Here is a 13,052-nt window from a genome sequence, read left to right as displayed (position 1 = left end):
AATGGTGTTTTAGAGAGGACGGGTAAAACCGTTATGCTAATTAAGAGGTAAGATGTTTTTACAATATAGGGTGGTACCGCGAAATTTTCGTCCCTGCTGAATAATTCAGCAGGGACTTTTTTATGTTAAAAGGAGGGCATCATGAAAGAAAATACTGCATCAAAGAATACGTTAAAAAAGCAATTATTACCGCGACACATTCGAATGATTGCTATTGGAGGAATGATTGGGACAGGGATTTTCAAAGGGAGTGCTGATACAATTGGATTAGCAGGACCTTCGGTTATCTTTTCGTATCTATTTGCTGGACTATTGCTTCTTATTGTAATGGGAGCTTTGGCTGAAATGGCTATTGTATACCCATCCCACAATATGAAAGATCTAATTCAAAAAGCTTTTGGAAGACGTTTTTCTTTTGTAACGGGAGCTACTTATTGCTTTATGTGGCTTACTGTATGCGTTATTGAAGTCATCGCTGCAGGTAGTTTTCTGCAATATTGGTTTTCTTCTATCCCCTTATGGATTCTTTGTCTTATTTGTTCAATTGTACTTATTTTAATTAATGCTACAAGCGTAAAGTCTTTTGGAGAAATTGAGTTTTGGTTTGCTGGTATTAAAATCTTTGTTATTATTGCTTTTATTTTATTAGGTATAGCGATACTATTTGGAATTATGCCAAGCAATAATTCATCTTCTCATTATCTTCATAATTATAGTGATTTTATGCCAAATGGCTGGAAAGCCGTTTTCTCTACATTACTTGTAGTCATTTTCTCGTATGGAGGATCAGAACTCATTGGTTTAACTATTACAGAGACGAAAGATGCTGAAAAGGTATTGCCAGGGGTAGTTAAAGGCGTTATGTGGAGAGTAGTTCTGTTTTATACTTTGCCTATTTTTATTATCTGTGGCTTGATACCATGGGATAAAATTGATGCAAATGCTAGCCCTTTTGTCCAAGTATTTGAAACAGCCGGGCTTCAAGGGGGTTCTCATGTTATGAACTTTATTTTATTAACAGCTGTCCTTTCAGCAGCCAATTCAGGTATTTATGGCTGTACAAGGATGCTTCATTCTTTATCTCAGTCGGGAGATGCTCCTAAAAGTTTGTCCTATGTAAATAAACAAGGCGTACCTGTTTACAGTTTAGCTTTCAGTGTCCTATTTTTATTATTGGGAACGTACCTCGTATACTTATATCCTGAAAAAGCTTTTTCTTATTTATTAGCTATTCCTGGATTTACAGTTTCTCTTATATGGATTAGTATTTGCTTAGCTCAGCTAAAGCTACGTCCTCAATATAAAGAAAAACCATATTTTAAACTTTGGGGCTTCCCTTATTTAACGCTTTTTGCCGCATGTACATTAATTATTAGCTTCATAGTCTTTCTCATAGACAGTGCGAATAGGTTAAGCTCTATAGTTTGTGTAGCATTCGTTCTTGTAATGGTAATTCTTTCATTTTTCAAAAGGAACACCAAACCTACTTCTCTTGAAGTACCGAATGATACCAATTAGATTTTACATTCTTCAAAAACTTAAATCAAAAAAAGATACTTTATAAAGTATCTTTTTTTGATTTATAGAATCACTTGCTTCATCTGAGAGCATTTTTAGTGATTTAACGATTTGTTTTTGGGATTTTTGCTCTTCATTCCAAGCCTCTAAGGTTTCAAGACCTGTTAAGTGCAAGATACTCTTTGCATCTCCTTATAGTTGTTTTCGCTGTGAGTGTAGTTTATTCCTTTAGCGTAATATGCCATGTTCATTTTGAACAATTCTTTCATTTTCTGCATAGCTTGTAGATTAAAATAAGCAACATCGATTTCCATTAAGTGCCCAAAATGGTGATGTACGATTGTGTTTGACATACCTTTGTTATCCACACTGTAAATTCGTTAATCATGTTAATTAACTCACGAATGTACTTGTTTTTGTGATGATCAAACTGTTTGTACGTTTCCTCTACTTTGCTAAAATCAATCCATTTCTTTAGTTTAATCATAGGCGGATTAGTGCTCAAAAAATACGCGAGTTCTTGCAGCTGATTACTGATCCTCAGCCATGTTTCTGCTTTGATTTCTGTCACTTGGGTAGGTTGATACTGTGGCACATACTTGCAAATCGTGGTGTAGAAATAAGCAAAAGCTTCATCAGCAAAATAGACCGATTCTTTATTCCAATACTTTGCATTGTACTCACCTGGTTTCACTTCTATATAATAAGCATTTTCGACCTTGTCCACATTGGTTATCATTTCAAAAGGAGATTCCATAGTAACACCTCTTTTTTAGATAACGTTAGTATGTCCTTTTTTATTAGTGATTTACCTAAAAATTACTCCTAAGTTAATATCATGTACTTTTATTTTTTTAACCATTTATAAAACATAGGTATGATTGCCTTTCCTTTGAATAGGTTAGTTGTAAAAAACCATATAGCCGAAAGGAAGTAGCAATTATGCATATAGAAATGAATATCTTATTTACTTTAGGTTCTTTACTGGGTTTATTAGTAGGAGGAGGAATTCTCAAATTAGTAAACCATCTGGCAAGGGGAAGAATCCAATTTATGTATGCTATATGCGGTGGAATCTTATTGGGCTTATTGTTCTTTGATATCCTTCCGTCTACTTGGCATCTATATGATTTAAGAGGCGTTTTATTAGGAATTGTAGTCGGATATATCATCATGCTATGCATTGATCTCTTTTTGCATAAACAAAACAGCGAAATTTCACCCTTACAGGCACTTATCTTATTAACGGTTGCTATCTTTTTTCATAATGTCATCACAGGTATTACCTTTGGAATAACAGATATGCACCAATCAGCTTCTGTATTCGCAGCTACCCTTTTACATCAGGTCCCAGAGGGGATGGCAATTATGACAGTCCTCTCTATAGCAAAAATACCGAACACCTTCTTTTTACTAATTATAGCCCTTCTATCGCTGTCCTTAGGAGGCAGTTTATTTATTGGTGAAAGTGTACAAGTTTCCTCACTTAAACTACAAGCTTTATCGACTGGTGCAGCAATCGGTACACTGTCTTTTGTTATCTTTCATGAAATAATTGGAAATACCATCAAGCACTTCAGGAAATTGCATGTATGGCTACTAATTTCGCTAGGATTCGTAATTATTTATGTTTATCAATATTCCCTTTCATTATTTCATGGCCATTAGAATGATTAAGTTTAAGTGTCAAAAAGACAACTACAAATGTATGAAGCTATACCTCATTCTGATCATTTGTAAAAGAAGAACATTTCATACAATGTTCTTCTTTTACATTACTCCCTAAGCATGGTGCAGGAAAGCAGTGCTATGCCCTTTCTTTTAATGGAGATATTGATGGGAAGAACTACCTTTACTTACTGCTTTAAAACATGCAGTAGGCTATGGGTTTCCTTCTCTTATTGTATGTATTCCAAACAAACTTGCCTATTTTGAAGCTGAGTAAGTTTATGGCCCTCCACCACGTTACATTTTAAAGCGATAAATTAAAAATAAATACAATCTCCAGGTTTACATAATGCGTGTTCTTAGTAATAACGTATAAAAGCCCTTTAAAAGGGCTTTTATACGCGATCCATTTATCTATTTATTTTTATTAGTAGCTTCTTCCCATGATAATTGCTCAGTAGGTTTTCTCAACTGCTCCCCTACCTCTGGATATTCTTTGATAACAACGGTATGTAGTTCCTTTAAAAATAACTGCTTAGAATCCATATTTCATTCTCCTATATGTAAGCATCTGTATGTTACCACTCTCTCCACTCTTCTGTGATATCCTCTTCAGTCTCTAAGCCAGCTGCATTTGCGACTTTAATGATAAACTCGCAAAGTTCTTCTCTTTCTAACGTTTCAATGAAATAGTCAAATTGTTCATTTAACTCATTTAATCCTATAACTATCTCTTGTACATATTCTAAGATATCTTGTTCTGACATTTTATCTACAGAACCTTCAAGTTTATTCATATAAATATCAAGGATTTCATCGGTGGCTTTAATATTCTCTACAGTGAAAATCTCATCATCTTCCATTCTTTGTTGCCAAGCTGTTGTCGGTTTATTATTTTTTAGTTCTTCCATCATTGTATTATCACCTTAATCTTATTTGGATTTCCATTTAGCCATAAGCTTAATGCTTATATGATTATATACCAAACTTAACCTAGAAGGTTGTAGATACCTTTTTTATTTTTAGTTACTGTGAGACAGGTGATTATGGATATAAAAAATGTGCTAATTAGTGGATGAACCCTACTTTTCACCTAAATAAAAAGTCAATTTCTTCTTGATTATAATCCAAAATCCAATTATTATATTCTTCATAAAGAAAGCGTATAGATTCTTTACTGGAGGCTAAGACATCACATCCACGATCATCATACAAATGAAGAATCATTTTTTTAGAGAGGTTAATAAAGTAAATATCATAACCACTTTGGGGATTACTCTTCAGAATAGTAGATGGATGAGCAAAATCTTCATAATTAATAGCCTTTAAAAGTTGCGCATACCTTAATTCTGTTTTCTTACAAGAAAGTACAAAGCGATGAGTCAAAGATTGATCATCGTCTTCGTCTTCATCCTGAAATACACTCGGCAAACAGTGATGGTTTAATTGATATAGCCGCTGTTTATCTTTTATGTATTTTAAATAAACGTTTAAAGGTCTTTTTTGAAGGAAACGATCTTTGTTCGTAGTATGCACATCCGTAACAAAAAGAATCTCATCTCCCTCTTCAAATACCCTTTGAAATAATGTGATTGATCGATGAAAAGCTTGATTCAAACAATCTTTTTCGTGAGATGAAATTAATGGATCTGATATTTCAAAGCGAATGCTATATTTCCACGAATAAAACAGAGCTGGGCTTAAAGTTAACCCTTCAAAGTTTTTTTCTAAAAATGAAGGTAGAGTATTAGTGCTCATGTATTTCCCTCCATATTTCTTAGTTTTTATAGTTTATAAGTAACTTTCTTTCAGTTAAAAATCTAAACATCAAGTAATTGTTTTAATTCTTTTTTAAGCTTTTATAGTGCCAATTAATATGGTCAAGTTCTAACTCTATTTCAATTAATTGTTCTATAACTTTCTCTTTATCTAGTGAAGAGCTAAGAAGAGCTTTAATTAACCGCTCAATTTTATTACTACTCTCAGATATGTCATTTAAATCTAAATCAGTCTATTTATTAAAATAAAAAGCACCTCAATTAATAGATGCCTAGTTTTTATTATTATTTTTCTTCTGTAATCATAAACTGTACCACGTTATTTAAATTGATGTGCACTAGCTCTTTTTCATTCGAAATGAATCTTTCATATTTTGTTATATGACTAATGACTTCTTTCTTTGATGTGGCTTCGAATTTTAATTCCTTTGTCCTGCCATTTATAAATTCGAAAATAACTTTAAATTTAAGCATAGGTGTATCTCCTCATTATCTACTTATTATTTTTGTTTCATTAATTCTTCTTCAAAGAAAAAAACACTTGAATATTTAGTAACCGTATAAGAGTATCTTTTTATGTTTTTTACATAATGACTTTTTAAGATTGTTACTAATTCATTCGATACTCTTATAGTTACTGTTTTTCCATTACTAAATATTTTCACGCTTATATCCTTCATCTTCTCTCCTATTAAAAATAATAAGATTATCGTATTATTCTTATAATAGAGCTGAGAAAAGCTTACATCAACCCGTATAGATTTTCCTCATTCTGGTATATGGGCTCAAAAAGTATATAGTTATAAAATAGTAAAGGATTATTTTCTATAGATTTTTTTATGACCTACTGTCGCATTTCTACCTCTCCTACGTTCTGCTCTTGCCTTTTTATTAGCGAACAGAGCCAAGGAATGCTCGCTATTAATGATGGGTGGGAAAAATGTGTCAGCCTCTAGTCATTCCTACTATCTTTGGGCGAACATTTACATACGCATTAATGCACCATTAGGCTTTGGTAACTCTTCAGCTGTTATCAGATTCATTTTACAAAAATGTTCAAAAAATTGTTGTGCCAGCTCTCTTTCCTTTGGGTCACTTTTCAACTCAGCTATATCAAGCAAAATTTGAGCCATCCATAAATTATCAAAATAACGGTATTTACCTGTATTCCATGTCATTTTTTGGGATGACCTTTCATTTACATAATATTTCCAGAAAGGCATCTGATCCGATTCCTGTTCTGTAAGTTGGAGTCTGTATTTTGAATGAGCAGGAATATATCCATCTTCACAAAGCTTACCAATAAAATCTTCATTCACCATATAGACGCCTAAGATACGTCTGTCTTTTTCAGGCATACTGGAATCTATTGCTGTTAACAAGACAGCACTATTTTGGTGCAAACGGATGGGTTTGGTTGGCTTCCCCTTGTTATTACCGCTTTTTATTACGCCTGAAAAAACCTTCCACTCTAAAAGAGAACTATTCTGTTCTTCTGTGTCACACCAAAAAACCATTTGTGATTCAGAATGAAGTTTATGATTTTTCATAAGTTTTTCAAGTCCCCAGCGAAGTTCTTGGTTTTTTCGTTGCAGTTTTTTTTCCTCTTCCTTCTTCCGTTCTTCCTCGTTGTGTTCCATTTTCTTTTTTTCTATAATTTTTTCGAGTGAATGAGCAACACTTTTATCATGCAGTTTTAGATGCTTTCCAAATACATCGGGGAAAACAAACTTTTTATTTTCCGATGCGAAATGTATTTCAATACTAGAATCATTATATTTAACTATACTACCTATCCCAAAAAGCTTGTGTGTAACTTTCTTATTGATTAGATTCATTATTCTAGACCTCCTTGTAGAATAAAAACTCGGTTACTATTAGATAGTAAATTAATAATTTTATTCAACTAACTTACCTTTAAAGCTCACACAACTGTTTGAGTTTTTTTAGTTTAAAAAAGTATTGAAAAAATGTACCCATAATTCTATCTGAAAAAAACACAGCGGAATTTGGAATACGATCGAAAAAACAATTGTAAAACTATTATAACATTTTTTGAAAATATTACAAATTTTTCATTGACAATATATTTTAATTTGAGGTAAAATGGAGTTTTGTTATTTATAATAACTCGAAATAAAAGTCTCCAACAAGTCACGAAACTTCTGGAAAGTCCCTATAAATAACAACTTGATTACCGGTGATAAGCGAAATGATTCCACCATTAAACTAATCATTAAACTAACCCTCATTACGTTGGAGGCTTAGTTTAGGGATGTACTACTACAGTAAGTAGTGTTACAAGTAAAAAGCAAAAGAAGAAGATATGAATATTATTACCAAGTGTTTAAAAATTCTCATATCACAAATTCCGTGCATTATTCAATGAAAATAAAGTGGTAAAAAAACACCAATTCATATAAATGATTATTACTCCTTTATAAGCTATAATATAATATGAGGAGTAGTGATGTTAGTATGTATTATTACGGCAAAAGAAATCAAGAACCTTTAGCTCAAGAACAAACAGAGGTTTGGGAATGTATAGTAGAAGATTGTAAGGGCTGGATGAGAAAAGATTTCTCTTACGACAACCACCAAAAATGCCCTTTGTGTGGAAATCACATGGAAGCTGGAGAACGGCTTATTAATAAAATCCCCCTTAATCCCCATCGAAGATAATTTGTACCAAATTATTTAATTTAATTGAAAATATAGTTAATTCATTTGCATTTGCTTTCTATTTCTATTGTATGTTATAACTAGTTATACCTTGTATCGATCGTCTTGTCTAAAACCCAGGCTTTTTTTAAAGCCTGGGTTTTCTATTGAACTAATAGTAGATAAATCATGGTTTTCTAATTATAAGACCATAAAAAAGGACTCCTTCATAAGGAGTCCTTTTTGTTATCACTTTTAATTATGCTTTGTGAACGTTAGCAGCTTGTGCTCCACGTTGACCTTGCTCGATATCAAAAGTAACTTTTTGACCTTCTTCTAATGATTTGAAACCTTCACCTTGAATAGCACTGAAATGAACGAATACATCGTCTCCGCCTTCGATTTCAATGAAACCGAAACCTTTGTCTGCATTAAACCATTTTACTGTACCTTGTGTCATAATATTGCCTCCTGCTGTGGAATACTCCACAAATGTATTACCTCTCTTGCCCAATCATACTATTTCAAGATAAAAACTTCTGTTTAAGGTTTTTCTTCTCTCAATCTTATACCGAACAAAAATAAGTTAAGTATAGTCTAACACATAGAGATATTCATAGCAAATAATTGCTTTTTTCCATTCCTTCACAAAAAACAGTATTATGAGAAACGCTCAGAATTGCAACGAGTGGACAATGACCCGCGAAATAAAGAATATCTTCTTCTGGTAGCTTATCAGTACAACATTTCAACACTTATGCACCAGAATCCCCTTAACTATGTATAGTTAATTTATGGTTAAGGTTGTCCAATATAGATAGTCTCAAAAAGTACACTTTTTGGGATTGTGAAAAAATGACTTAAAAAACAGCTATCCCATCCGAAAAAGTATACTTTTTCGGACTCCTAATTCTATACTTTATTCAAACACTAAAGGAATAAAGTTAAAAAATTTATTGGAATTAATAAAATTGCTTTAACGAAACTCAAATAAAAGGTTAATTAATACTTTTTTATGAATTAATTTACTTTTAATTTATTTTTAACCATATTTTAATGATTCAATATAATCATTGGATTATAATGGAATTACCAAAGTGATTATCCTTCTTTCAACTTGCTTTCTATCTAAAGCAAGTCTTTTTATTTATCGGAATGAAAATGACTAGAATGATATAGGTTGCACCGTATCCACATATTTCATTAGTAATCAAATTAAAATATATTTCAAATATACAGAGAAATGCTCTCTGAGGGAATGAACTTTGGTTTTACATATAATAAATGGTTCGACATAAATTTGAGCAATTTAGAAGCTCTTATTTTCTTCTTATTATTGATTTTGAAACACTTGCTTTTTGAAATTAGTTAACCTAATGTCACTCTCAAGAACTACAAACGCCTTTCATCAAGAAGTATTTATAACGTGCTATATTTAATAAACTTCATTTCTATATACAATCCAAAAGTTAATAACATATATACTGATAAAGCATGGAAATAGGAGAGGATATTCTTGACTAAAAATCATCCATATTTAGATGAGAAAGTTATGACTATAAAAATCGTTACTGAAATGACAGGTTTATCAGAAAGGCAAGTTCGTTATTATGAAGAGCGAGAGCTTATTTTCCCGAAACGAAACTCTTCAGGTACCCGAATGTATTCCTTTTCCGACATTGAAAGGTTAATGGACATCGCAGAAAAAATTGAAGATGGGGTTCGAACACGAGAATTGCGTAAGGATTTATTTTAAAATAGGTAAATTTGATTTGTTCTTTCAGTCTTTGTTCATGTTTACTCAATCCGTATCTTCAATATTTAATGGATTATTTTCATTTTAATTTTTATAAGTGTATATAAAACAAGATTTTTATGCATCCCATTACCATTTAGCCTAGAGAGAAACATTGATACATAAAGAATGTATAAAAATTTGCATATTCTATAAAAATGACTCTGTTAGAACCCTTACTCCCATAAGGGTTCCTTTTTAAGTTGTGTACCGTAAAGAGGTATTATGTTAACTGAACATTCATAGGTTATAGAGTCAAAAAATAGAAGGAACTACTGTCCCTCAACAGTAATTCCTTGCTGTAATATAAATGTATTTTGGATGATCTAATTTATCTGAAGTGGTTTATACAGAAAGAATGATTGACGAATAACTCACAGAGATAGATTCTTTTTTAGTTATTTACTAACTTCCACTACGAATGGAACTATAAAGACTTTGTTACTGCGCTGAAACTCTCCCTAAATTTTATAGATGCCAGGTGAAGGAAATGTTGTATGGAACATAGCATTAGATCCTTTTACCCTTTCATCCATCGGGTGTACGTGCAGATATTTTGTTGCGTCTTGATTTAGAATGACAACGTGTCCTACAGCTCCAAGGTATGGTTGTAAATCCTGAATAGGCTGTTTGGTTTGAGCGTCTTCAAAATGAAAATTTAGCATAGTTTCCTGATTCGCTTTTAGCTGGCTATCTATTTTAAGAGACACTTGATTCCCATTAACAGCTTTTACTAATTTCTTATCAGGTGTAAGGCTAACAGGAGCTGGTGTATTTCCCTTAACAGAAACCGTATGCATTTGAACTGTATCCGATTGTCCTTTCGGTACAAAGTCAGCAATTAACTGAAATGATCCTCCCTGAGTAAACGTAACAGGTACTGTGAACACACCTTTTCCCTTATAAGTAGGATGGATGTGTTGATATTTTGACAAGTCTTTGCTTGCAACAATCAGATGCATTTTCTTTTCGTGATTTACCTCAAATTCGGAAATAGGCTTCCCTTTATTATCTTTGATTGTGATTGTTAACTGGTTGGTTGTATTAGTCTGAGGATAATGGTCAAACTTCCAATCGGTTTGTACGGCAACTTGTTGTTTTTCTTTTGAAGCATCGTTATGGTCCATGTTTGCCATGTCGTGTTTCATCTGCTTATGTTCAGAATCCTTATTACATGCTACCAAAGCAATCATAGTTAAGAGAGATACCACGATAAATAGTAACTTTTTCATATCTACACCCTTTCATTTGAATCAATACATTCAAGGGTTATCTACTAATTCAATTTATAAGCACGTTGAGGTCTTTATAAATCATATGCCTGTTTTTAAAGTGCTATGACTTTTTGTCCTTTAAAAAACAAACTACCTAAAAATAGAAAAAACTACTGGGACAGCAGTAGTTTTTTCTATTACAAACTAGGTTTTTATTGATGACTTTAATCATCATGAATAGTGTGGTTACACTAATGAATTTTATTCCTAGATAATCGATAAGAAAGAAAGCTGCCAGGGAGGGCAGCTTTCTTTCTTACAAGGTTGCAGTGGAAGACGCCGTTCAGACATCTTGAGTAGTTTGCTCAAATGATAAAAAAGTATTCAATTTAGGCAAGTTGCCTGATAAAGAATGAAAACATATAGTGTAGTCAGAATGCTTTCGGCTCTGAATCCGTATTTTTTATAACTTCCCTGATCTATAAAATTTAAAAGCGCTTTTCCGATAAAAACATTCATGACAGCTAGCTAAAGCTTATACATATAGTAAGAGATAAATTGACTGAAAAGGTGATTATTATTCAGAAAATACTGGTTGTTCTAGTCGGAAGCTTATTGTTAAGTATAGGAATTAATGGATTTTTAGTTCCTCATTATTTGTTAGATGGGGGAACAATTGGGATTGCTCTCATCCTTCACTATTATTTTGAATTTCCTACAGGTGTGATGATTATTATTTTGGGTTTTCCATTATGCTGGTTTGCCTGGGTTTATGAAAGAAATTATTTTTATAATAGTTTTTATGGTTTAGTTATTTCTTCTTTATTGATTGATTGGCTAGAACCTATTAAAGACCAGTTTCAACTTCCTGTTTTTCCTAGTGTAATTCTTGGAGGAGTGTGTATTGGGACGGGGATTGGTCTTATGCTTCGATATGAGACAAGCACAGGAGGAACAGATTTACTAGCACAACTTATATCAAAAGCTTTTTCTTTAAACATAGGGATGGTTATTTTAATTATAGATGGTTTTATCATAACAGCAGGTCTTCCTTTATTAGGACCTAAAACGTTTCTTTTTTCATGTTCGACAATTTTCATAGGTGGAATGACGACTTCGTTAATTACTAAAAAAGAATAATCTGGATTATAAAATTAGTATCTTCTATCCTCCATTTTTTGCACTTTCTTGATTTTTATAAATTCAAAAGGCCCTTATAATAATTCTGAGATTGACTAAAGGGTTCTCTTTTATGGTTCGTTCCTAGAGAATCCATTATGGTAACTAAAAGGCGAAAAAGCTACCTTTGGGGAAGATGGCTTTTTCTACTGATAAATAAATTAGGTTGTAAGTGGAGTCCTAAAAGACTTCTTAAGTAGTTTGCTCATTATATAAGTTTTTATCAAAGTTATTTTATTACTCAATTGGACCGAGCATCTGTTGGGCCATATCTTTATACTCTTGCATCCCAGAGCTTTTAGCAAACTCAGCAACAGTAATTGCCTGTGTTGTTGCTAACTCTATGATATGCTCTTTCATAAGTGGCCACGCTTTTCCCCCTGCTTTCTCATATGCAGTAATAGCTTTTTCCAATCCACCTTCTCCAGTAAATAAATAGTGAGCAAGAAAATCACGAGATACATCTGTAACGGCTACTTCGGTCCAATCTATTAAGCCAGTGACCTCTGATTGGTGATTAATTAAAATATGCCCCGGATGAATGTCACCATGGCTAAGGCCGGTATAGTTTGGCCACATACCATCATTAGCTACCCAGGCTTCCCAACGATTCAACAAATTATTACGCACCTCATATTCATCTTTTACTTTTTGCATTTTTTCTTTCATTAACTCTCTTGCTTCCGTTGCCGTATAAACCTTAAAACCAGCCTTCTTTACTACGTTTGTTGGCAGTTGATGTAACTCTGCTAACATGCGTCCGAATGATTCGTAATAGGTGGTTGGAATATTTTCTATATCTAAAACCCACTCGTAATTTTGAATTTTAGGATTAATGGTACCCACAGGCACTCCGTCTAATAATCTATAAGCAATGAGTTCATCGGTGGAAATTTCCCAATTGGGTGCTTGAATGGCTGTATATCGATTTACAGCATCTAAAACCATCTTTTCTTGATTAGCTTTTGCCATATAGTCTAGTCTGCGCGGGATTCGTAAAATCCATTTTTGTCCCTGCTCATCCTCTGCATGGGCAACTTGAAAATCTAAGCCTGATTCATTCAATTTCATTGTTTTTTCGATTACATTTAGGCCTTTTCTTTTTGCTAATTCTTTAATTTCTAGTTTATTCATCTTAATTATCCTCCCATAAATATTCAATTTTTTCACTTTGTTCGTTGCCCTTTTTATTCTCTACAGCTCTTCTTCTCACAACTAATGTTATCAATTAATAGCTAT

General features: G+C 32.8%; 15 protein-coding genes, 1 pseudogene and 1 other annotated feature (1 of these 17 only partly in view). Of the genes and pseudogenes, 5 read left to right on the top strand and 11 right to left on the bottom strand.

Translation table 11 applies throughout. The annotated features are described in order from the left end of the window. Positions 1-98 (top strand) — a binding site (T-box leader) (it extends 117 nt beyond the left edge of the window). A gap of 43 nt (positions 99-141) precedes the next feature. Then, the gene (locus LAV82_RS28575) at positions 142-1,518 is read left to right on the top strand and encodes an amino acid permease (RefSeq protein ID WP_211079463.1); all 1,377 of its coding nucleotides are present in this window, start codon (positions 142-144) and stop codon (positions 1,516-1,518) included. Between the two features lie 12 nt (positions 1,519-1,530). Here LAV82_RS28575 and LAV82_RS28570 read toward each other — a convergent pair whose 3' ends face one another. Next, positions 1,531-1,692 (bottom strand): hypothetical protein, encoded by a 162-nt coding sequence (locus tag LAV82_RS28570; RefSeq protein ID WP_155660512.1) that lies wholly within the window; start codon positions 1,690-1,692, stop codon positions 1,531-1,533. A gap of 139 nt (positions 1,693-1,831) precedes the next feature. Next, positions 1,832-2,275, bottom strand: a complete 444-nt coding sequence (locus tag LAV82_RS28565) for a hypothetical protein (protein WP_013056506.1) — start codon at positions 2,273-2,275, stop codon at positions 1,832-1,834. A gap of 185 nt (positions 2,276-2,460) precedes the next feature. On the opposite strand from LAV82_RS28565, the gene LAV82_RS28560 reads away from it, so the two are divergent. Continuing rightward, positions 2,461-3,186, top strand: coding sequence for a ZIP family metal transporter (locus LAV82_RS28560; RefSeq protein ID WP_013056505.1), 726 nt, complete (start codon positions 2,461-2,463; stop codon positions 3,184-3,186). A 414-nt stretch (positions 3,187-3,600) separates the two neighbouring features. Here LAV82_RS28560 and LAV82_RS28555 read toward each other — a convergent pair whose 3' ends face one another. The 6 genes from LAV82_RS28555 to LAV82_RS28530 all read right to left on the bottom strand — a co-directional run bounded on the left by LAV82_RS28555 (position 3,601) and on the right by LAV82_RS28530 (position 6,802). Then, positions 3,601-3,732, bottom strand: coding sequence for a hypothetical protein (locus LAV82_RS28555; protein WP_255256002.1), 132 nt, complete (start codon positions 3,730-3,732; stop codon positions 3,601-3,603). A 32-nt stretch (positions 3,733-3,764) separates the two neighbouring features. Next, positions 3,765-4,100 (bottom strand): hypothetical protein, encoded by a 336-nt coding sequence (locus tag LAV82_RS28550; RefSeq protein WP_499717449.1) that lies wholly within the window; start codon positions 4,098-4,100, stop codon positions 3,765-3,767. 175 nt (positions 4,101-4,275) lie between these two features. After that, positions 4,276-4,944, bottom strand: coding sequence for a DUF3885 domain-containing protein (locus tag LAV82_RS28545; protein ID WP_499717448.1), 669 nt, complete (start codon positions 4,942-4,944; stop codon positions 4,276-4,278). Positions 4,945-5,249: 305 nt separating this feature from the next. After that, positions 5,250-5,438, bottom strand: a complete 189-nt coding sequence (locus LAV82_RS28540; protein ID WP_013056501.1) for a hypothetical protein — start codon at positions 5,436-5,438, stop codon at positions 5,250-5,252. A gap of 26 nt (positions 5,439-5,464) precedes the next feature. Continuing rightward, positions 5,465-5,644, bottom strand: a complete 180-nt coding sequence (locus tag LAV82_RS28535) for a hypothetical protein (RefSeq protein WP_013056500.1) — start codon at positions 5,642-5,644, stop codon at positions 5,465-5,467. 303 nt (positions 5,645-5,947) lie between these two features. Continuing rightward, positions 5,948-6,802, bottom strand: a complete 855-nt coding sequence (locus tag LAV82_RS28530; protein WP_499717447.1) for a malate synthase — start codon at positions 6,800-6,802, stop codon at positions 5,948-5,950. 640 nt (positions 6,803-7,442) lie between these two features. On the opposite strand from LAV82_RS28530, the gene LAV82_RS28525 reads away from it, so the two are divergent. Beyond that, positions 7,443-7,646, top strand: coding sequence for a cold-shock protein (locus tag LAV82_RS28525; RefSeq protein WP_025601730.1), 204 nt, complete (start codon positions 7,443-7,445; stop codon positions 7,644-7,646). Between the two features lie 238 nt (positions 7,647-7,884). Here the strand turns inward: LAV82_RS28525 and LAV82_RS28520 are convergent, their stop codons facing one another. Next, complete coding sequence (locus tag LAV82_RS28520) at positions 7,885-8,085, bottom strand: cold-shock protein (protein ID WP_013056497.1); 201 nt, start codon at positions 8,083-8,085, stop codon at positions 7,885-7,887. 1,092 nt (positions 8,086-9,177) lie between these two features. On the opposite strand from LAV82_RS28520, the pseudogene LAV82_RS28515 reads away from it, so the two are divergent. Further along, a pseudogene (locus LAV82_RS28515) lies at positions 9,178-9,375 on the top strand (MerR family transcriptional regulator); the annotation flags it as partial. Positions 9,376-9,881: 506 nt separating this feature from the next. On the opposite strand, the gene LAV82_RS28510 reads toward LAV82_RS28515, so the two are convergent. Beyond that, positions 9,882-10,652, bottom strand: coding sequence for a DUF8832 domain-containing protein (locus LAV82_RS28510; RefSeq protein WP_499717446.1), 771 nt, complete (start codon positions 10,650-10,652; stop codon positions 9,882-9,884). A 540-nt stretch (positions 10,653-11,192) separates the two neighbouring features. On the opposite strand from LAV82_RS28510, the gene LAV82_RS28505 reads away from it, so the two are divergent. Beyond that, a complete protein-coding gene (locus LAV82_RS28505) occupies positions 11,193-11,774 on the top strand; it encodes a YitT family protein (RefSeq protein ID WP_081113315.1) in 582 nt (193 codons plus the stop codon). 276 nt (positions 11,775-12,050) lie between these two features. Here LAV82_RS28505 and LAV82_RS28500 read toward each other — a convergent pair whose 3' ends face one another. Next, positions 12,051-12,947, bottom strand: a complete 897-nt coding sequence (locus LAV82_RS28500; RefSeq protein ID WP_499717445.1) for a macrolide 2'-phosphotransferase — start codon at positions 12,945-12,947, stop codon at positions 12,051-12,053. Positions 12,948-13,052: the final 105 nt, after the last annotated feature.

It is taken from the genome of Bacillus sp. ILBB4 (genome assembly GCF_035064545.1).
Classification (GTDB): domain Bacteria; phylum Bacillota; class Bacilli; order Bacillales; family Bacillaceae_H; genus Priestia.
Note: the sequence above shows the minus strand (reverse complement) of the source record. Positions and strands in the feature narration are given on the sequence as shown.

Excerpts from the sequence above, each read along its gene's own strand:
- LAV82_RS28575 (WP_211079463.1), top strand. The coding sequence starts at position 142 with ATGAAAGAAAATACTGCATCAAAGAATACGTTAAAAAAGCAATTATTA.
- LAV82_RS28565 (WP_013056506.1), bottom strand. The coding sequence starts at position 2,275 with ATGGAATCTCCTTTTGAAATGATAACCAATGTGGACAAGGTCGAAAAT.
- LAV82_RS28560 (WP_013056505.1), top strand. The coding sequence starts at position 2,461 with ATGCATATAGAAATGAATATCTTATTTACTTTAGGTTCTTTACTGGGT.
- LAV82_RS28555 (WP_255256002.1), bottom strand. The coding sequence starts at position 3,732 with ATGGATTCTAAGCAGTTATTTTTAAAGGAACTACATACCGTTGTTATC.
- LAV82_RS28550 (WP_499717449.1), bottom strand. The coding sequence starts at position 4,100 with ATGATGGAAGAACTAAAAAATAATAAACCGACAACAGCTTGGCAACAA.
- LAV82_RS28545 (WP_499717448.1), bottom strand. The coding sequence starts at position 4,944 with ATGAGCACTAATACTCTACCTTCATTTTTAGAAAAAAACTTTGAAGGG.
- LAV82_RS28540 (WP_013056501.1), bottom strand. The coding sequence starts at position 5,438 with ATGCTTAAATTTAAAGTTATTTTCGAATTTATAAATGGCAGGACAAAG.
- LAV82_RS28535 (WP_013056500.1), bottom strand. The coding sequence starts at position 5,644 with ATGAAGGATATAAGCGTGAAAATATTTAGTAATGGAAAAACAGTAACT.
- LAV82_RS28530 (WP_499717447.1), bottom strand. The coding sequence starts at position 6,802 with ATGAATCTAATCAATAAGAAAGTTACACACAAGCTTTTTGGGATAGGT.
- LAV82_RS28525 (WP_025601730.1), top strand. The coding sequence starts at position 7,443 with ATGTATTATTACGGCAAAAGAAATCAAGAACCTTTAGCTCAAGAACAA.
- LAV82_RS28520 (WP_013056497.1), bottom strand. The coding sequence starts at position 8,085 with ATGACACAAGGTACAGTAAAATGGTTTAATGCAGACAAAGGTTTCGGT.
- LAV82_RS28510 (WP_499717446.1), bottom strand. The coding sequence starts at position 10,652 with ATGAAAAAGTTACTATTTATCGTGGTATCTCTCTTAACTATGATTGCT.
- LAV82_RS28500 (WP_499717445.1), bottom strand. The coding sequence starts at position 12,947 with ATGAATAAACTAGAAATTAAAGAATTAGCAAAAAGAAAAGGCCTAAAT.